18 protein-coding genes and 2 pseudogenes are annotated in these 17,658 nt (G+C 74.4%); 12 read left to right on the top strand and 8 right to left on the bottom strand.

Features of this window, described 5'->3' with window-relative positions; all coding sequences use genetic code 11:
* Positions 1-118 precede the first annotated feature (118 nt).
* Complete coding sequence (locus IE329_RS01040) at positions 119-760, top strand: hypothetical protein (RefSeq protein WP_190208802.1); 642 nt, start codon at positions 119-121, stop codon at positions 758-760.
* A gap of 110 nt (positions 761-870) precedes the next feature.
* Here the strand turns inward: IE329_RS01040 and IE329_RS01035 are convergent, their stop codons facing one another.
* The 6 genes from IE329_RS01035 to IE329_RS01010 all read right to left on the bottom strand — a co-directional run bounded on the left by IE329_RS01035 (position 871) and on the right by IE329_RS01010 (position 8,399).
* Positions 871-1,632: an isocitrate lyase/PEP mutase family protein gene (locus IE329_RS01035; RefSeq protein ID WP_190208801.1), complete on the bottom strand. Its 762-nt coding sequence runs from the start codon at positions 1,630-1,632 to the stop codon at positions 871-873.
* Between the two features lie 111 nt (positions 1,633-1,743).
* Positions 1,744-3,225 carry an amidase gene (locus IE329_RS01030; protein ID WP_190208800.1) on the bottom strand — a complete coding sequence of 494 codons (1,482 nt, stop codon included), beginning with the start codon at positions 3,223-3,225 and terminating at the stop codon, positions 1,744-1,746.
* Positions 3,222-4,664 carry a purine-cytosine permease family protein gene (locus IE329_RS01025; RefSeq protein ID WP_190208799.1) on the bottom strand — a complete coding sequence of 481 codons (1,443 nt, stop codon included), beginning with the start codon at positions 4,662-4,664 and terminating at the stop codon, positions 3,222-3,224. Before IE329_RS01025 ends, IE329_RS01030 begins: the two co-directional genes overlap by 4 nt.
* A 92-nt stretch (positions 4,665-4,756) precedes the next feature.
* Positions 4,757-5,845 (bottom strand): bile acid:sodium symporter family protein, encoded by a 1,089-nt coding sequence (locus IE329_RS01020; RefSeq protein WP_190208798.1) that lies wholly within the window; start codon positions 5,843-5,845, stop codon positions 4,757-4,759.
* Positions 5,842-7,278 carry an amidase family protein gene (locus IE329_RS01015; protein WP_229927067.1) on the bottom strand — a complete coding sequence of 479 codons (1,437 nt, stop codon included), beginning with the start codon at positions 7,276-7,278 and terminating at the stop codon, positions 5,842-5,844. Before IE329_RS01015 ends, IE329_RS01020 begins: the two co-directional genes overlap by 4 nt.
* Complete coding sequence (locus IE329_RS01010; RefSeq protein WP_229927066.1) at positions 7,275-8,399, bottom strand: acetamidase/formamidase family protein; 1,125 nt, start codon at positions 8,397-8,399, stop codon at positions 7,275-7,277. The genes IE329_RS01015 and IE329_RS01010 overlap by 4 nt, the downstream gene beginning before the upstream one ends.
* A gap of 49 nt (positions 8,400-8,448) precedes the next feature.
* Between IE329_RS01010 and IE329_RS01005 the strand changes: the two genes are divergently transcribed.
* The 8 genes and pseudogenes from IE329_RS01005 to IE329_RS41975 all read left to right on the top strand — a co-directional run.
* Positions 8,449-9,126: a GntR family transcriptional regulator gene (locus IE329_RS01005; protein WP_190208796.1), complete on the top strand. Its 678-nt coding sequence runs from the start codon at positions 8,449-8,451 to the stop codon at positions 9,124-9,126.
* A gap of 246 nt (positions 9,127-9,372) precedes the next feature.
* Positions 9,373-10,707: an amidohydrolase family protein gene (locus tag IE329_RS01000; RefSeq protein ID WP_190208795.1), complete on the top strand. Its 1,335-nt coding sequence runs from the start codon at positions 9,373-9,375 to the stop codon at positions 10,705-10,707.
* Between the two features lie 71 nt (positions 10,708-10,778).
* A complete protein-coding gene (locus IE329_RS00995; RefSeq protein WP_190208794.1) occupies positions 10,779-11,333 on the top strand; it encodes a DUF1097 domain-containing protein in 555 nt (184 codons plus the stop codon).
* Positions 11,330-11,752 carry an oxalurate catabolism protein HpxZ gene (gene hpxZ / locus IE329_RS00990; protein WP_190208793.1) on the top strand — a complete coding sequence of 141 codons (423 nt, stop codon included), beginning with the start codon at positions 11,330-11,332 and terminating at the stop codon, positions 11,750-11,752. Before IE329_RS00995 ends, hpxZ begins: the two co-directional genes overlap by 4 nt.
* A 397-nt stretch (positions 11,753-12,149) precedes the next feature.
* Complete coding sequence (locus IE329_RS00985; protein ID WP_229927065.1) at positions 12,150-12,470, top strand: hypothetical protein; 321 nt, start codon at positions 12,150-12,152, stop codon at positions 12,468-12,470.
* A gap of 82 nt (positions 12,471-12,552) precedes the next feature.
* On the top strand, positions 12,553-13,020 hold the full coding sequence (locus IE329_RS00980; RefSeq protein ID WP_190208791.1) for a hypothetical protein: 468 nt from the start codon (positions 12,553-12,555) through the stop codon (positions 13,018-13,020).
* A gap of 329 nt (positions 13,021-13,349) precedes the next feature.
* Positions 13,350-13,736 (top strand): protein kinase domain-containing protein, encoded by a 387-nt coding sequence (locus IE329_RS00975; protein ID WP_190208790.1) that lies wholly within the window; start codon positions 13,350-13,352, stop codon positions 13,734-13,736.
* Positions 13,697-13,840, top strand: a pseudogene (locus IE329_RS41975) (pYEATS domain-containing protein); the annotation flags it as partial. The gene IE329_RS00975 and the pseudogene IE329_RS41975, both read left to right, overlap by 40 nt.
* A gap of 199 nt (positions 13,841-14,039) precedes the next feature.
* Here IE329_RS41975 and IE329_RS00965 read toward each other — a convergent pair.
* Positions 14,040-15,074 (bottom strand): C40 family peptidase, encoded by a 1,035-nt coding sequence (locus IE329_RS00965; protein WP_190208789.1) that lies wholly within the window; start codon positions 15,072-15,074, stop codon positions 14,040-14,042.
* 327 nt (positions 15,075-15,401) lie between these two features.
* Here IE329_RS00965 and IE329_RS00960 point away from each other — a divergent pair, with 327 nt between their 5' ends.
* The 3 genes from IE329_RS00960 (at position 15,402) to IE329_RS00950 (ending at position 17,305) form a co-directional block, all read left to right on the top strand.
* The gene (locus tag IE329_RS00960; RefSeq protein WP_190208788.1) at positions 15,402-15,869 is read left to right on the top strand and encodes a hemerythrin domain-containing protein; all 468 of its coding nucleotides are present in this window, start codon (positions 15,402-15,404) and stop codon (positions 15,867-15,869) included.
* Positions 15,870-16,052: 183 nt separating this feature from the next.
* On the top strand, positions 16,053-16,685 hold the full coding sequence (locus tag IE329_RS00955) for a hypothetical protein (RefSeq protein WP_229927097.1): 633 nt from the start codon (positions 16,053-16,055) through the stop codon (positions 16,683-16,685).
* A gap of 260 nt (positions 16,686-16,945) precedes the next feature.
* A complete protein-coding gene (locus tag IE329_RS00950; protein WP_190208786.1) occupies positions 16,946-17,305 on the top strand; it encodes a hypothetical protein in 360 nt (119 codons plus the stop codon).
* A 172-nt stretch (positions 17,306-17,477) separates the two neighbouring features.
* Here the strand turns inward: IE329_RS00950 and IE329_RS42205 are convergent.
* Positions 17,478-17,653, bottom strand: a pseudogene (locus tag IE329_RS42205) (IS256 family transposase); the annotation flags it as partial.
* Between the last annotated feature and the right edge of the window lie 5 nt (positions 17,654-17,658).

The following is a 17,658-nucleotide window of genomic DNA, read 5'->3' as shown; positions in this document are numbered from 1 at the left end:
CGGGCCCGACTCCCCGGGACCGGACCCAGAGCCGAACCCGCTGCGGGTGGCAGGCGGCGGGCGGTGTCTGACTCCCCTGGCACGGTCAACTGTCTTATGCGGCTGCCAACATGACATCATGACGACCGATCGGCAACTGCCCGCCCAAATCCCCGTCGGGGCCGGTGAGAGGTACTTCGAGCGTGGCCGCTCGACTCTCAAGAGCGGGGGCATCGACGCCCAGGAGACGGCGCGCAGCTTGTTCGACGAGGCCGTACGTGCGGCAGGTTCCCCGATGCTGTGGCGGGTGGCCGAGGCGACCGTCGACCTTCCGGACCAGGCCGCCTACTGGATGAGCCGAGCGGTCCTGTCCGAGAGCGAACCCGGCGGCATCACCGTCGATCCGAACTGTCTGGGCATCCTCGGAGGGACCGACGGCGACCCCCTCGTCCAGAACTGGTCGATCGCCGTCCGGTCGGAGGACCACGAGCGCGCACTCGCCGCGCTCACCACCGCCGCCGAGACCCGGCTGTGGGCCGTCTTCGAGGACGGCCACGAGGTGCCGGCGGACGAGGCCGAGGACTTCTTCTGCGACACCGACCTCTACAACCCGAACTACGTCGGCATCGACGAGACGACGACGAGCGTGTGGATGGACTGCAAAGACGGGATCATGCCGCTCATGGCCTGCACGATGCTCCGCATCGTGAAGGACGAGCTGCGCAAGGCCGGAGTCCGGACGGCACACCTCCACAGCCCGGCGCCGGCGTCGCTCGGCTGACGATCCCTCACATCACGACAGGTCGGCCCCGCCCTGACACCGCGCCGCCGGCGGACCATCTCACGGCAGGCCGGCCGAGCGGCTCGGGCACCACTCGCCCGGCCGGCTGCTCAGGGAGCCCAGGGGCCGAGCATGTCCTTCATCGCATCCGTCAACGCGATCTGCAGCAGCGGGCCGTAGGTGATCCGGCCGACGCCGAGGCGACGGAAGCGCTCAAGGTCGTGCCGGACGGGATGGGCCGTGGAGTTCACGGGAACGCCGACGGCGCCGGTCACCGCCGTGAGCAGGTCGTCGTTGTCCTGAATGCCGACCGGGTAGACGCTGTCGGCGCCGGCCCGCTCCATGGCCCGCAGTCGCTCGATCGCCTCGTCGAGGACTCCGGAGGCGTCCTCGGCGTGGAGAAACAGGTCGGTGCGCCCGTTGACCCAGAGCGGGATCCCCGCATCGTCGGCCGCCGCGCGCAGTCCGGCGATGTAGCCGGCATGCTCCTGGGTGCTGCGCACGCGTCCGCCGTCCGAGTGGACGGTGTCCTCGATGTTGAGACCGACACCGCCGATCTCGGTGAGTCCGGCGACGAGGTCCGCGGGGTCCTGACCGTAGCCGGCCTCAAGGTCCACGGACACCGGGACGTCGACCGCCGCGATGATCGGCCTGACGGCGGCGAGCACCTCCTCGAAGGTCTGCCCCTCGTGGTCCTGGGCGCCCCGGGAGTCGGCGAGCGGGTGACTGCCGATCGTCAGCGCGGGGAAGCCGGCGCCGGCTGCCGTCCGCGCGGACCAGACGTCCCAGACGGTCGGCAGGACGAGCGGCTTGTACTGGGCGTGCAGCTGCTGGAGGCGCTGAGCGCGCTCAACGGTGGTGCGAAGGTCCATACCGGAGACGCTACCCCCGGGTGACCGCAAACAACGTGTCGGCGGGGCGCCGGCAGGCACCGCGTCCCCCGACGGCCGGAACCCGTGCCCGGGCAGGCCGGGGCCGGGCCGTCAGCTCCCGGCCCGGCCGGCCGCCCGGACACCCCCCGGCCGTCGGTGGGCCCATGGGGCGACGCGTTCGAAGGCGGCGGCCGCCCGCAGCACGGTGGCGTCGGCCAGGTGGCGTCCGACGATCTGCAGCCCGACCGGCAGCCCGTCGGCCGTCCACCCGGCGGGCACGCTGACGGCGGGCTGACCGGTCAGGCTCGCCGGGTAGTTGAAGCCGATCCAGGCGGTCTCCGCCACCGCGCGTCCGTCCGTCTCGGTCGGTCCGAGGATGCCGACGGGGAACGGCGGCACGGCCGCGGTGGGGGTGACGAGCACGTCGTGACCGGCCATCAGCCGGGCCATCCGGTTGACCAGGGCCTTGCGGGCGATGTTGGCGTCGGTCAGGTCCTCGGCCGTCCAGGGGTGGCGCATCCAGGCGACCAGGTGCGGCGACATCCGCGGCCCCTGCTCGTCGATCATGCGCCGCATCCCCCGCAGGTCGGTCTCGGCGACGACCAGGGCCTGGAACGCGGCGGCCGGGTCGGCCCAGTCCGGTGTCACCTGCTCGACCCGGCAGCCGAGTTCGCGCTCCAGCACGTCCACCGCCGCCCGGGTGACGCGTCGGACCTCCGGGTCGACCGCGAGGTGGCCGAGGTCGGGGCTCCAGGCGACCCGCAGGCCGGCCACGCCGTCCGCCGCCCCGCGCCGGGCCGCCTCCTGCCAGTCGACGTCGCCGCACGGGATCGAGTGCCGGTCCCGCGGGTCGGGACCGGCCAGCACCGACAGCATCAGGGCTGCGTCGGCGACCGTCCGGGTGAGCGGACCGATGTGCTCCACGCTCTCCCAGCCGGAGACGCCGGGCAGCCGCTCGTCCCGGCAACCGGGGTACACCGGGACGCGGCCCATCGACGCCTTGAAGCCGACCAGGCCGCAGTGCGCGGCCGGTACCCGGACCGAGCAGCCGCCGTCGCTGCCCAGCGCGACCGGGCCGAGCCCGGCGGCGACGGCGGCCGCCGAGCCGGCGCTCGAACCGCCCGGAGTCAGGGCCGGGTTCCAGGGGTTGCGGGTGACGGGGAAGAGCTCGTTGTGGCCGACCGGGCTGTAACCGAACTCGGTCGCGTTCGTCTTCCCTAGCACCACCGCGCCGGCCGCCACCGAGCGCTCCACCACGATGTCGTCCTCGTCCGGGACGTGGTCGGCGTGAACCGCGGACCCTGAGGTGGTCCGGACACCGGCGGTGGACAGCAGGTCCTTCACCCCGATCGGCACACCGGCCAGCGGCCCGGCCGGCCGGCCGTGGACGAGGTCGTCGGCCAGGCTCGCGGCCCGGGCGCGGGCCCGTTCGGGGGTCGGGGTGCAGAAGGCGGCGAGGACCGGGTCGACCTCGGCCATCCGGTCCAGGACGGCGTCCACGATGTCGACGGGCGACAGGTCGCGGCGGCGGACCAGCGCCACCAGGTCGGTGGCGGGCAGGAAGCACAGCTCGTCGCGTTCGGCGCGGTTCACGGGCGCTCCCCGGTGGCGAAGGAGGGGACGACGGCGCTCCCGGAGGGTACGGCGGCGCTCCCGGCCGCCCCGGCCTCGGGGCCTGCCGGGCGCAGCAGTCCGGGGAGGGCGTAGCAGCCGGCCGCGACGGCGATCCCGACCAGGGCGTCCACCGATCCGGGCAGTCGCTGGTGGACGAGCGTCGCCGCGGCCGCGCCGGCGGCCCAGGCGGCGAGCGCCGGTAGGCGGACGGATTCCACCGTGCGGCGGGCCGCCCCCCGGCGTGGCATCAGGTGATCGGTGATCAGGACGGCGCCGATCGGCGGGACGACGATGCCGAGCAGGGAGAGCCATTCCACGATCGAGCTCCACACCCCGGTGAGGGCCACCACCAGCCCGGCCGCGCCCAGGACCAGTGCCAGGGTCCGCATCCGGGCGCGGGTGATCCCGGACCAGCCGACCGCGGCGTTGTAGAGGCAGTGCGAGGCGACGGACCCGAGGTTGGTGAGGACGAAGAGCACCGCGAGGCCGGTGAGCAGCGTGCCGTGACCGGTGAGCAGGCCGAGGAAGGCCCCGCCCTCGTGGGCCGGGTCCGCGGCGCCGCCGACGGCCACCACCAGGCCGCCGACCAGGTAGGCCACGGTGTTGGCGAGCGGGAAGGCCACGGCGGTGGCGGCCACCGCGGACCGGCCGTCCTTGGCCCAGCGGGTGAAGTCGGCGGTCATCGTGCCGGAGTCGGCGAAGCCCGCGATCACGATGCTGACGGCGGCCCAGAACGGGATGGCGTGCCCCTCGCCGTGGTAGGCCACCGCGCCGCTCAGCGAACCGCCGTCGCGGGTGCCGAGGAACAGTGCGACGGCGGCCAGCACCAGGAAGAGCGGTGTGCCGACCAGCCCGAGGACCGACAGGGCCCGGATCCCGGCCACCGCCACCGCGGTGTAGACGGCGCAGCCCAGCAGCGCGCCCCAGGCCGGTGCCCAGCCGAAGAGTTCGTGGAACGTACCGCCGGTGAGGCCGAGTTGGTAGGAGAACCAGCCGACCACCACGGTGGAGAGGAAGCCCACGACCAAGGTCCGGCCGCGCCGGCCGAAGGTGGTGAGGGCTTGGAGCGAGAAGTTCTCGCCCGTCCGGCCGGCGAGGTGGCTCAGGGTGCCGACGTACCCGAGCAGGACGAGGTTCCCGACCAGGACGGCGAGCATGCCGCGCAGCAGGCCCAGGTTGTAGACGATCAGGCCGCCGAAGACCGCGTTGCCCAGGCACATCGGGAATCCGCCCCAGACGGCGGCCACCGAGAGCAGGCTGCGCCGGGCGCCGGGCGGGACCGGCCGGTGCTCGTACTCGTCCGCGGCACCGCCGTCCGCGGTCGCCCTCGCAGGTGCGGGCGGTTCCGCGGGCGACGGTGTGCGCGGTTGTGTCCGGGTGGGCGCTGTGGCGCGGTCTGCTGCAGTGCGCGGGCTCATCGGGCTCCTCGGGCCGGGGGATCTCGCTTTTGTATACGAAATCCGTCGAGCCGACCGTAGGGGGACCGCATTGCCCCGACCGCACCGCCGCGTTACGCGGGTGTATCGGGGAACTCACCGCCAGCGCCGCGGGGCTGAAAGGCCGGTCGGCCGCCGGACTGGCCGACCGGGACGGCTGCCTCCGCCCGGCCGCCGTGGGCGGCCGCGGCGGCGGTGCCCCACCGGCGGGCCAGCACCGTGCAGGTCATCAGCTGCACCTGGTGGAAGAGCATCAGCGGGAGCACGACCAGCCCGAGGCCCGAGGGGGCGAACAGCACCGCGGCCATCGGCAGCCCGCTCGCCAGACTCTTCTTCGAGCCGCAGAAGACCACCGTGATGCGGTCCTCGCGGGAGAAGCCCAGCCGCCGCGCGCCCTGGTCGGTCACGGTCAGCGCGGCCGCCAGCAGCAGCATGCAGACTCCCAGCAGCAGGAGCAGCCGGCCGGGCGAGACGGTGTGCCAGATCCCGGCCACCATGCCCTCGCTGAAGGCGCCGTAGACGACGACCAGGATCGACCCGCGGTCCACCGCCGTCACCACCGGCTTGTGCGCGGCGATCCACCCGGCCGTCCAGCGCCGCGAGAGCTGGCCGAGCAGGAAGGGCAGCAGCAGCTGCAGGACGAGGGTCAGCACCGCCGCCGCGTCGAGCCGCACCGCGCCCGCGCCGCCGAGCAGCGCGGAGGCCAGCAGCGGCGTGACCACGATGCCGAGCAGGCTGGAGAAGGACGCCGCGCAGACCGCTCCGGCGGTGTTGCCGCCGGCGATCGCCGTGAACGCGATCGAGGACTGCACGGTGGACGGCAGCAGGCAGAGGAAGAGCACACCGCGGGCGAGATCCGGCCCGAGCATCGGGGCGGCCAGTGCCTGGGCGGCCAGCCCGAGCAGCGGGAACACCACGAACGTGGCCGCCAGGATGGTGAGATGCAGTCGCCAGTGGGTGGCGCCGGCCAGCGCGGCCCGCGGCGAGAGCCGGGCGCCGTAGAGGAAGAACAGCAGGCCGATCAGCACGGTCGTGGCCGCCGAGAGCCCGCGGGCCGCCGACCCGCCGGCGGGGAGCACGACGGCGAGGGCGACCGTGGCGAGGATGGCCAGCAGGTACGGGTCGATCCCGGCCCGTTCCAGCAGGGCGAGGGGGCGCTTCATCGGTGGCCTTTCGCAGCGGTGGGGCCGGCCCCGGCGGACGCTCCCCCTCCGGTGGACGGAGGGGTCGGGGAGGACGGAGGGGTCGGGGCGACCGGAGGGACCGGGGCGGACGAGCCGGGGCCGGCCGGCCGTCCTCGGGTGAGGGCCGGCGCGAGCCCGGCCAGCAGGTCGAGCAGTTGCTCGTCGGCACCCGGGGCCGCCACCAGGCAGAGCCCGAGCGGGGCGCCGTCCAGCAGGGCGGCCGGGATGCAGAGGGCGGGCGCCCCCGCGGCCGAGGCCAGGCAGGTCAGCAGCACGGTGGCGGCCCTGCGGTCCGAGGCGGCGGGAGCCGGCGCCGCCCGGCGGCCCGCCGGTACCTCCGACGGGCGCTCCGGCCCCGTCAGCAGGGGTGCGGGGCCCGGCGCGGCCGGGAGCACCAGCAGGTCGCCGCCGTGGAGGAGGTCCAGGAGCGGCGCGAGCCCGGCCGCCAGCTCCGTCCTGGCCAGGGCCGCACGCTCCGCCGTCACCGCGCGGGCCGCGGCGAACCGGGCACCCACGCCCGGCCCGAACTCCGGGCGGTGTTCGGTGATCCAGTCGCCGTGCGCCGCCCAGGCCTCGGCCGCCTGCACGGTGGCGAACGCCTCCCGGGTGTGCGCCCAGCCGGGTGCGTCCGGCGCCCGGAACGACCTGCGGTCGACGGGGGCGAGCCCGGTGAGCGTGGCCACCGCACGGCCGAGCGCCCGGGTGACGGACGGCCCGGCGTGCGACCACAGGTCGTCCGGGACGAGCAGTCGCCGCACCGGCCGGCTCCCCGCCGGCGCGTCGTCCCCGGTGCCGCCCCGGGCATCGGGGCCGCCGGCGGCGCCGAGCAGCGCCCGCAGGCCGGCGTCCAGCACCGCCGGTTCGCGCGCCAGCAACCCCGGCACGTCGAAGGAGGGTGCCAGCGGGACGATCCCCGCGCGCGGCGCCCGCCGGTGCGAGGGCCGGAATCCGTACAGGCCGCAGTAGGAGGCGGGCACCCGGATCGAGCCCGCGGTGTCCGTCCCGAGTCCGAGGTCGGCGGTGCCCGCGGCGACCGCGGCGGCGGTGCCGCTGGAGGAGCCGCCGCTGACCCGGCCGGGCGCGGCGGGATTGGGCACGGCGCCGTAGTGGGCGCTGGTACCGCCGAGGCTGTACGCCAGTTCGTCGGTGTGGGTCTTGCCGACGACCAGGGCCCCGGCGGCGCGCAGCCGGGACACGGCCTCGGCGTCGCGCACGGCAGCCGGGTGGGTGGCCGCCCAGCGGGGGTGGCCGGCGCCGGTGGGCAGACCGGCGACGTCGATCACGTCCTTGACGGCCAGCCGGACGCCCGCCAGCGGGCCCGCCCCGTGACCCGGCCGGTGGTGGGCGGGGGCCGGCCCGGCCGGCGGCTGGGGCAGCCAGGCCACGAAGGGGCCGGGACGGGCGGCCGTCATGACGCCTCCCCGTCGGCGGCGGGGCCCGGCCCGAGATCGGCGAGATCCGCCTTCGGGAGGACGAAGTGGGCGCCCTTGACCCGGTCCACGACCTGGGAGATCCGGACGTCGCAGGCCGCGCTGAGGTAGGCGAGGGCGACCGCCGGCGGCAGCCCGTGGCGGGCCCGGAGGAAGGTCACGGCGTTGCGGGTGGCCTGCCGGACGGCCGTGTCGAGGTCCGGGTCCAGCCCGAGCAGCAGGTGGGCGTCGGCGGTCTCGGCGTAGGGCAGGGCGAGTTCGGCGGCGAGCCGGCGGACGGCCGGATCGCGGTGGAGGGTGAGCCGCAGGGTCGCGCGCAGCGGCGCCTCGAAGGCGGTCAGCGAGACCTCGCCGTCCCCCTGGGCGAAGTGCGGGTCGCCGGTGTAGAACAGCGCGCCGTCCGCCTGGACGGGCAGGTACAGCCGGGCGCCCTCGGTGAGCATCCGGATGTCGAGGTTGCCGCCGTGCGGGCCGGGCGGGACGGAGTCGTGCGGGCGGTCGCCGGCGGTGGCCACGCCCATGATGCCGAGGAAGGGGGCGAGCGGGAAGCGCACCGCCCTGCCGTCGCCGGTGGGCAGCAGGCCGCGGCCTTCGTCGTCGACCCGGGCCACCAGGCTGACCGTGGGCACCGGCTGACCGTCGGGCCAGCCGTGCGGGGGTATCGGGAACTCGCCCGCCAGCGCGCCACGCCCGTGCCGGTTGCTGATCACGCCGTAGGGCGCGCGGCGCAGCAGGCCGAGCACCTGGACCTCCAGCACGTCGCCGGGGCGTGCGCCGCGGACGGCGACGGGGCCGGTGACGATGTGCGGCCCGGTCCGGTCGGGGCGGTGGGTGAGGGCGGCGCCGATGTCGCGGGCGTCCGCGAGCAGCAGGCCGGGGGCGATGCCGGCGGCCCCGAAGAAGGCCGCCGGGTCGCCGCCCTGATCGGCCAGCAGGCCCTCGTGGCTGACGGTGTCGAAGCAGACCGTCGAACCGGGGTCGACGGTGAGGACGGGGCGGTCGGCCGCGGTCGGCAGCAGTCCCCAGGAGACGGTGTCGGGGGTCGAGGGGAGGTACGCGTCGCCGTTGATCGGGCCGGTACCGGGTTGTAGTACGTTCGCCACGCGAGCTCTTTCGCCGAAGGAGCGGCGATTGTATCCAATCGAGGTTTCCATGGAAGACGAAGGTGCGCGGCCGTCCGCCGGCCGCGGGCGGGTCTCGCCGCAGGCGGTCGTCCGGGCGATCCGCGAGGACCTGATCCGGGGCGTCCACCGCCCCGGCCAGCGGCTGACCGAGGAGACCATGGCGGCGCGGTACGGGGTCTCCCGGGTGCCGGTCCGCGAGGCGCTGCGCTCACTGGAGGCCGAGGGCTTCCTGGTGAGCCGGCCCTACGCGGGCATCGCCGTCGTGGAGTTGAGCGACGACGAGGCCGAGGACCTGCTGGAGGTCCGGGCCCTGCTGGAGCCACTGGGGGCCGGACGGGCCGCCCTGCGGCGGACGGCGGAGCAGGTCGGGCGGATGAAGGAACTGGTCTCGCTGGGCATGGAGGCCGCGGAGGACGGGCGGCTGGAGGAGCTCTCCCGGCTGAACAGCCGGCTGCACGAGGTGATCGCCGCCGCCTCCGGGAGCCGCACGCTCAGCCAGCTGGTCACCCAGCTCAGCGACAAGATCGCCTGGGTGTACGCGGCCGAACTGCCGCGCCGGGCCACGGACTCCTGGCGGGAGCACGCCGAGATCGTGTCCGCGATCGACGAGGGCGACCAGGACCGGGCCCGTGAGCTGGTGGCCCGTCACATCGCGCTCGCCCAGTCGGCGTACCGGCGGCGCCGGCCGGAGCCGGAGGGCGGGTAGGCGCACCGGCGGGGACGGGCCGCCCTCCCGGCGGGGGCCGGAGCCGGAGCCGGGCACCTGGATCCGGCCCACGCCGGAGGAGGGCACCTGGATCCGGCCCACGCCGGAAACAGCGGCGTTGCGCGACCGGCGATCCCCCGCAACAAAGGGCTTGTATACAACCGGTGGACAGCTTCTCGGCATTGTTCACCCACCGCCTCCGGGAGCACTCTCACGGAGGCCGGGCCGCCCCGAAGGGACGCCTGTATGCACGCAAGCCCACCGCCCGACCTCGTGCTGCTCAACGCCCGTCTGGCCGACGGCGCGGAGCTGGTCGACATCCACCTCGGCGGCGGCCTGATCCGCTCGATCGGCACCCGCCCGCCGGGGCCGCCTGGTCCGGCAGCATCCGGTCCCCCGCCGGCCGGTGCCGGACCGGACGCCGAACGGCTCGGCCGTGCCGAACGGCTCGACTGCGCGGGACGGGTCGTGATCCCCGGCCTCATCGAGTCCCACCTGCACCTGGACAAGGCCCTGCTGGACCGCGAGCGGCCCAACCCGGACGGCACCCTGGCCGGCGCCATCGCGGTGACCGGGACGCTGAAGCGCGCGTTCACCGCGAAGGACGTCCGGGACCGCGCGCGGGCCGTACTCGACGACGCGGTGGCGAACGGCACCACCCTCGTGCGCGCCCACCCCGACGTCGACCCGATCGTGGGGCTGCTCGCCCTCGACGTGATGCTGGAGCTGCGTGAGGAGTACCGGGGCGTGGTCGACCTCCAGGTGGTCGCCTTCCCGCAGGAGGGCGTGCTGCGGGCCGAGGGGACGCTCGACCTGCTGCGCGAGGCGCTCCGCCGGGGCGCCGACGTGATCGGCGGCTGCACCTACAACGAGGACGGCCTGACGGACTGCCGGCGCCAGGTGGACCTCGTGCTGGACCTCGCCGTCGAGTTCGGTGTCCCGGCCGACCTGCACGCCGACTTCGCCGACGACGCCGCCGACCCGCGGTTCGCCATGGCCGGGTACATCGCGGAGGCCGTCACGGAGCGCGGCCTGGGGGGCCGGGTGGCGCTCGGCCACATGACCTCGCTGGCCGGCCGCCCGGCCGCCGAACGGGGGAAGGTCCTGGCCGCGCTGGCCGCCGCCGGGGTGGCGGTCGTCCCGCTGCCGGCCACCGACATGCACCTCAACGGCCGGGCCGACACCGTGAACCCCCGGCGCGGCGTCGCCCCCGTCCGGGAGCTGTGGGCGGCCGGGGTCACCTGCGCGTACTCGTCCAACAACGTGCGCAACGCCTTCACCCCGTACGGGAACGCCGACCTGCTGGAGGTCGGGCTGTTCCTCGCCCAGACCGGCCACCTGTCCGGCCCGGAGGACCTGGCGCGGGTCCTCGCCATGGCGACCACCGGGGCGGCCCGGGTGGTCGGGATCGCCGACCGGTACGGCCTGCGGCCCGGAGCCGCGGCGGACCTCGTGGTGCTGGACACGCACAACGTGCGCGACGTGCTGCTGGACCGGCCGGCCCGCACCGCCGTGATCAAGGGCGGCCGGATCGTCGCCCGGTCGACCCGCAGCACCGACCTGCTGTTCCGGACGTCCTGACCCCGCGTCCGCCGGCCCCGCCCCCACCGCCCCTTCCGCACTCCTTCCTTCCCCCGCACCAGGAGTCCCCCATGCGCGAACGGATCCCCCACGAGATCGCGGCCTCCGTCCTGGCCGCCTCCACCGCCTTCATCGGCGGCACCGCTCTGAACCTGCCGCCCTGGGCGATCTTCATCTCCTGGGCGGGCACCTTCCTGGCCGGCGGCCCGAGCCTGCCGGTGGCCCGGCGGCTCTGGGCGGCCATGCCCGCCGGGTCGTTCTTCGCCCTGCTGATCGTCCTGGTGACGCAGCGGATCGGCGACGGCCTCGGCCCGGGGCGGGCGGCCCAGGACACCGTGCTCGCCGGCGTCATCCTGGTCGTCAACACGGCCCTGATGTACGCCGGTCGGCTACGGCTGTTCTCGCTCGTCCCGGGCATGTTCCTCGGCTTCGCCTCGTACTTCGCGACGTTCTTCGGCGGCTTCGGATTCGCACCCGGCAACCCCTGGGCGGCCTGGTTGTCCGTGGTGGCGATGAACGCGCTCGGCCCGGTCTTCGCCCACCTCGCGGGCCGGCTGACCTTCCCGGTGCCCGACGTCCGCACCGCCGCCGCGGACGACGCCCCGCTCAGCCCGGCCGCCCGGTGACGGCGGCCCCCGGCACCGGGCCGGCCAGCGCGGCACCGGACCGGAGCGTCGACGACCCCACCGCGCTCGCCGAGGTCCGGGCGGCCTTCGTCCGCTACGAACGGGCGCTCACCTCGAACGACCTCGCCGTCCTGGACGAGCTGTTCCACGACGGCCCGCGGACCGTCCGGTTCGGTGCCGGGGAGGAGCTGTTCGGGCCGGAGGAGATCGCCGCCTTCCGCCGGGCCCGCCCGGCGGCCGGACTCGACCGCAGCCCGGAGCGGACCGAGGTCACCACCTTCGGCGACGCCTTCGCCGTGACCAGCATGACCTTCCGCCGCGCCGGTGTCACCGGGGTCGGCCGCCAGTCGCAGACCTGGGTGCGGTTCCCGGACGTCGGGTGGCGGATCGTCGCCGCCCACGTCTCGCAGCGCGGCTGAGCGTCCCGGCGGCCGGCCCCTCGCCCGGCCCGGCCGTGCCCGGGCCGGCACGCCGAAGGGTCCGGCGGCCCGGGTGGCCGGGCCGGCGGTGCGGGCGGCGACCGGCGCGGCCGGCTCCTCGTCGACGATCCCTCTCCCGGGAGTTGGCCGCACGGCCCGGCTCGCACGGTCGCGGATTCGCCTCGCGGGTGCGGACGGATGCGCGGCACTTCGACGAGGAACCCTCCGTGGGGCGAACCGCCGCGGTGGCGGCTGCGTCCGAAGGGGCATGAGTATTCCTGTCGATGCAAGGAACGGCCGGGCGACCGGAGTTCGGGGGCCGGCCTTCCTGCGAGGGCTCGCCGGGGTCGGAGTCGGGGTCGGGGGGCTGGCCGCCGGGTACGGGACGACCGTCCTGGTGGCGTCGGCACGCGCCTACTGCGACGCGGCCTGGGAGCCGCAGCACCGGTTCGCGTTCTCGTTCGTCGAGTGGCCCGCGATCGAACTGCTCCTCCTCGTCGCCGCGGTGGCGGTGTGGGCGGTCGCGCGGCGGTGGACGGCCGGGCTGCCCCTCGCCTGGCGGGGGATCGTCCCGGCCGCCCTGGTACTGCTCTCCCTGGCGGTGCTGGCCGTCGGGTGCTTCGCACTGCTGGGCACGCCGGACGGCTACCACGGTGACTCCGGGCTCTGCCCGGACAGCAACATCCCGCCCTGGTGGCCGTCCTGGCTGCCCGCCTGAACGGACCGCGGAGGCCGGTGACGGCAGACAGTGGACCGTGCAGGTCGCCGCAGAGGGGAAGTGGGCTGTGAGGAAACGCCGGGTGACACCCGCCGTGCTGGTGGCGGTGGCGATTCCGCTGCTGGCGGTTCGTGTGATCCTCACGGCCGTGGACCCGTTGGCCGAAGTCCCCTCTGCGGACCGGAGTGCGGTCGTCGCGGGGCGATCCGTCATCAAGGAGTGGGACAGCACGAATCCCGGCGGGGCCGACGAGTACCAGATCTCCTTTCTGCTGCTCCCGTCCCTGGCGGCAACGGGCGCACCGGTTCCGGCCGAGGTCAGCCGACTGGTGGCGGCCGGCTGGGCCGTGGACCGGCCCGAGGGACCCGATGGTCCCGCCTCCCTCCTCAGCCCGAGCGGGAAGAGCCTGCTGACGCTCGAATCGACGGATGCCTACGTCAGGAGGAGCGCGGCGGACAGCACCGACGAACTGGCCCGTCGCCAGCTGGTCCCGGCCGCCGAGTCGCATCCAGGGGCGGTCCTGGCCGTCCTGGAGCGGATCGCCCGCTGAATCCTGCCGGCCGCCCGGCCGGCAGGGCGCCTTCGGTCCCCAGGGCTGGAACCGCACCCGCCCCTGGGGACCGACGAACCCGGGCGGCGGACGGCGGCCGTGGCTCCCGGGCCGGAAGCCCGGAGGGCGAGGCGGGCAGGTCCGTCCCATGCCCGGGCGCCGCCCGGCCCCACCCCGGCGATCACGCCCCCCGTGGCAGGAGACCCGAGCGGCGCCCGGCCGGGGCCCGGCTGCCGGGCGCAAGGGCAATCCCGCCGAGCCGCAGCCGTCACGGCGCCATCGCTCGTACGGTGTTGCGGCACGGCAGCGTCGGACCAGCGGGGTGGGACATGAAGCCCGGTGATGTGATCGCGGGGCGGTACGAGCTGGTCAACCCGCTCGGGCGCGGCGGAATGGGCGAGGTGTGGGCCGGTCGTGACCGGGACCTCCGCCGTACCGTGGCCCTCAAGCTCCTGATGACCGGCGAGGACGGGGCGACGGATCTGCCGGCCCGGTTCGCACGTGAGGCGGTGGCCGCCGCCCGGATCAACCACCCGAACGTCATCACGCTCTACGAACGCGGCGTCCACGAGGACGTGCTCCACCTCGCCATGGAGAAGGTCGACGGGTCGACGCTGACGTCCGCGTCTTCCTCGACGGGACGGCCGGCGACCTCGACCAGGTCACCAAGGTCGTCCACCACCTCCATCCGACCTTCCCCGAACCCGAGCGGCTGATCACCGCCCGGTCGACGAACTTCGCTCTGGAGATGTCGGCCTGGGGACAATTCACCCTCACGGCCGACGTGTTCACGGCCGAACCCCACCCCCAGGCGGCTTGAGCGGTACATCAGCTTCTGACCCGCCCGCCTCCTGCCGGCCCACCCGGCGGTGGCGGGCCGGCCGCCGCAGCGAACGGCCGGGAGCAGCGGGCCCGTCGACGCACCGGACCGTCGACGCACCGGACCGTCGGGGCGCCGGGAGCCGGACCGGAGGGCCGGGCGGGACGCCGCCGCTGAGCAGGCCGCGTCCCGGGGTGCGTCAGACCCGGCGGATCGTGTTGATCGGCATGGCGTCGGCCTTCATCACCTTGACCACGTCGCCGGTGTGCGGGGCGTGCACGACCATCCCGTTCCCGATGTACATCCCGACGTGGTGGCGGTCGCTCCCGTAGATCACCAGGTCGCCGGGCTGGGCCTCGGCGAGCGAGGGCACCCGGGTGCCGACGTTGCCCTGCTCCTGGGAGGTGCGCGGCAGTGAGATGTTGGCCTGGCGGTAGGCCCACACCATCAGGCCCGAGCAGTCGAACTGGTCGGGGCCGGCGGAGCTCCAGTGATAGGGGGCGCCCTGCTTGCTCATCGCCTTGGCGACCGCGACACCGGCGTAGCCGCCCGCCTGCGGCAGGGTGCCGAGGTCGACCCGGACGGCGTCCCGGGAGGCCCGGCCGTCGCCCTGGACCACCGAGGCGCGGTCGGCGGCGCTCAGCGTGTTCAGCAGGGTGTTGGCCTCCTGGAGCTTCTTGGTGATGTCCGCCTTGGCCTGGTTCAGGTCCTTGGTGGTCTCGTCCAGCGAGGAGAGGACGGCGGCGGCCTCGATCTTCTGCTGGTCGAGCCGGCGCTGCTGGTCCTGGAGGCCCTTCAGTGCCTCAGTCTGGCCGGTGGTGGCCTGCTGGACGCTGGTCGCCTGCTGGAGGTAGCCGGAGGGGTCGGAGGTGAGCATCAGCTGGACGGACGGGTCGATGCCGCCGGTGCGGTACTGCTCGCCGGCCACCTCGGCCAGGCCGGTCTGAAGGCGGGTCATCCGGTCCTGCCCCCGGGCCACCTGGTCCTGGAGCTGGTCGGCCTGCTTGTGCAGCTGGTCGGCCCGCTCCTTGGCGCCGTTGTAGCGCTCGGCAGCCTGCTCCTGTTCCTCGTTGAGCCTGTCGATCTGCGCCTTCACGTCCTCCTTCTTGGAGGGCGTGGTGGGCGCGGCGTGTGCGCTCATCTGGGCGGACAGGGCGACCGTGGTCGCGGCGGCGGCGGTGAGCACCGTCACCCGTGCGCGGGTCGGCTGCTTCGGACGGCGGTGGGAGGCCAAAGACCCGCTCCTTCTTCCTGCGGACTCACTCGTTCGAGTGAACTTCCGGAAAATAAGGTTTGGCAACAACCTAGTGAAGGCCTGAGCTTCCCACCACTCCCGCCCGGCCGTGGACGTGGATCTCCGACGGGAATTCACCCGATCCACACACTCCCGGGACAGATCGGCTGATCAGCCGTCAAGCCGGGCCCCGGGAAACGAGATCACCCGGCGAGCCCCCCGGAGGCGCTCGCCGATCTCCGCACATCGCGGGGGTCGCGCCGCCACCGAGGGCCATCCGGAGCAGCAGACCGGGCAACAGCCACACCGCACCAGCACACTGGGCGCGTGTGCCACTACTGCGGATGCCGCGAGATCCCCCTCATCAAGGACTTCATCGCCGAGCACGAGAGCGCGACCAACCTCGCGGGCGGGATCATCCACGCCCTGGACCACGACCGGCCGCACACCGTAGGACCGCAGCTGGAAACCCTCGCCCGCGAACTCGCGTCCCACTGGCGCGGCGAGGAGACGGGGCTCTTCGCGGTGATGCGCGGCAACCCCGAGTTCACCGACTACATCGGCCAACTGGAGGCCGAGCACCGCGAACTCGCCGCCCTGATGGCCACCGTCGACCTCACCCTCAGCGGCGATCGCACCGAGCTGGCCGCCGCCCTCGGCGCCCTGCACCAGCACATCGCCAAGGAGGAGGACGGCCTGTTCCCGGCCTCACTGATCGCTCTCACCGCCGAGGACTGGGACCGCTCCATGGCCGCCTGGCGAGCGGCCCATGCCGGGCGCACACCGGCACCGTGACCTCGGCCGGGGCGCGGGCGGCAGGGTGCCGGCGCCGCCTGTGCCTGCGCCAGTGCCTGCGCCAGTCCGGGGTGGTGCGCCCGAAGCGCTCGGCTCCCGCGCCGGTTCAGGCTCGGCGGGGGCCCGGCGTTATCCAGAGGCGCCACGAACGGGCGATGCGGAACACTTGGGCGGGTGATCGTGATGCAGCCCGTCCTGGAGCTCAACTCCCCTGACGACTTCGACCTGTGGCCCGTGGCGGAGGCGGTGCCTTCCGGCTTCCTGCCCCTCGGCGGCGCACTCCCGCCCGCCGAGATCGGGACGGCGGTGATGCGCATCGCCAGTTGCAACGACGTCGACCCCGACGGCGACCGGCCGCCCCGCCCCTCCGACCCGCTGGGCGCCTTCCTCCACGGACTGCTGACCTTCGACGACCTCTTCGCGGCCGGCGGCCTACGGGTGACCGACGACTCCACCGGCGTCACGTTCGTACCCGGCTGCTGCGACGGGCTGGAGGACTGGCGCGACTGGTACAGGCTCCTCGACGGCGACGGCCTGCTCGGCTTCGGCCACGAGCCCTTGTCACCGGTGGCGGAACGCTCCGGCGACACCGTCCGGCTCACGGTCAACACCGAGCAGAGCGACAGTCCCGTGATCGAACTGTCCGTCACGGAACTCCGCCACCTGCTCGCCGGTGCCGAGCGCGACCTGGCCGACTTCCTGACGGCGGCCGCCGCCTGGGTCCGGCAGCGCCTGCCCCACCACCGGGCTCCCGTCACCGCCGCCCTCGCCCGGGCGCTCGACCTGCCCGCGCCGGCCGGAGCGGCGGAGGAGTAGTGCACCGGATCGTGACGACGCTGCGGGCGGCCAGTTCCCCCGCGTCTAGCACGCAGAGTGACATTTCAAGATGCCAACCCGCGAGACGGGGTCCCAGTCGCCCTCCCACGGAGCCGCCGGCCGCGCTCCCGCCCCGTCGCCCTCGCCGTTCCCGGGCTGGGTGACCAAGGACGACCGTCCCTGTAGTTCCCGAAGGCCCCCTTCATCCCCGCTTGCGCAATCAGGTGGACGACGCGTTGCCCGGTCATCATGCTCTGCGTATGAACCAAGTGATTGATCTTGATCGTGCGGCCCTCGAAGTCACCGGGCGCAGGCTGACCTGGCAGCGCCAGGGACTAGCTGCCGGAGTTGTGACCTGGCGGGACGGGGCCGCACCGTGGCCGCAGCGCCTTGAGACCGACCGGTCTTCGGTGACCGAACCCGACTCGATCGGCATCGTCCTCACAGGCCCCGACGACGCAGAGCTTTCGGTCGTCCTGTTCAGAGGCGGTTGGGCCGACGTCGACTTCATGGCGTCCGCCGACGACGCGGGAGTGCTACCGGCCTCCGACATGGATTCGGCCCAGGCCTTCGGTGATCTCCTCGATCACTGTGTGGCCCGGGTCTTCGGCTCGAAGTGATCCGAGGGGTGGAGCACTCCGCAGATGGGCCGGCACCTCGGTCCCAGGAGCAAGGGTCAAGGCCAGTGGATGAGTTGACCGCTATCAGTGCCGGGTCTGCTGCTTCCGGCTGGTCCGAGCGGTGTTGCGGATCCGCTTGGTGCGGCCGATGTCGGCGAGGATTTCCAGGGGGGACCAGCACGCACGAGTGCGCCTGCCCAGCCGCCCCTTCGGACGGACTCCGGCGGCCCGCACGTGGACGTGGTCGCGGTCGGACAGGTCCCGGTCCTGGAAGGCGGCGTGATCGTCGCCCCGCTACCTGGTCAGCCGGGGCACCGTCGCGGCCAAAAGGCCGGCGGTACCGCCAACTCGGA

Origin of the sequence: Kitasatospora indigofera, from assembly GCF_014655955.1 — a bacterium.
Lineage (GTDB): Bacteria > Actinomycetota > Actinomycetes > Streptomycetales > Streptomycetaceae > Kitasatospora > Kitasatospora indigofera.
The sequence above is the reverse complement of the archived record's forward strand: the minus strand, read 5'-3'. Positions and strand labels throughout refer to the sequence as shown.

Excerpts from the sequence above, each read along its gene's own strand:
- IE329_RS01040 (WP_190208802.1), top strand. The coding sequence starts at position 119 with ATGACGACCGATCGGCAACTGCCCGCCCAAATCCCCGTCGGGGCCGGT.
- IE329_RS01035 (WP_190208801.1), bottom strand. The coding sequence starts at position 1,632 with ATGGACCTTCGCACCACCGTTGAGCGCGCTCAGCGCCTCCAGCAGCTG.
- IE329_RS01025 (WP_190208799.1), bottom strand. The coding sequence starts at position 4,664 with ATGAGCCCGCGCACTGCAGCAGACCGCGCCACAGCGCCCACCCGGACA.
- IE329_RS01020 (WP_190208798.1), bottom strand. The coding sequence starts at position 5,845 with ATGAAGCGCCCCCTCGCCCTGCTGGAACGGGCCGGGATCGACCCGTAC.
- IE329_RS01015 (WP_229927067.1), bottom strand. The coding sequence starts at position 7,278 with ATGACGGCCGCCCGTCCCGGCCCCTTCGTGGCCTGGCTGCCCCAGCCG.
- IE329_RS01005 (WP_190208796.1), top strand. The coding sequence starts at position 8,449 with ATGGAAGACGAAGGTGCGCGGCCGTCCGCCGGCCGCGGGCGGGTCTCG.
- IE329_RS01000 (WP_190208795.1), top strand. The coding sequence starts at position 9,373 with ATGCACGCAAGCCCACCGCCCGACCTCGTGCTGCTCAACGCCCGTCTG.
- IE329_RS00995 (WP_190208794.1), top strand. The coding sequence starts at position 10,779 with ATGCGCGAACGGATCCCCCACGAGATCGCGGCCTCCGTCCTGGCCGCC.
- IE329_RS00975 (WP_190208790.1), top strand. The coding sequence starts at position 13,350 with ATGAAGCCCGGTGATGTGATCGCGGGGCGGTACGAGCTGGTCAACCCG.
- IE329_RS00955 (WP_229927097.1), top strand. The coding sequence starts at position 16,053 with ATGCAGCCCGTCCTGGAGCTCAACTCCCCTGACGACTTCGACCTGTGG.
- IE329_RS00950 (WP_190208786.1), top strand. The coding sequence starts at position 16,946 with ATGAACCAAGTGATTGATCTTGATCGTGCGGCCCTCGAAGTCACCGGG.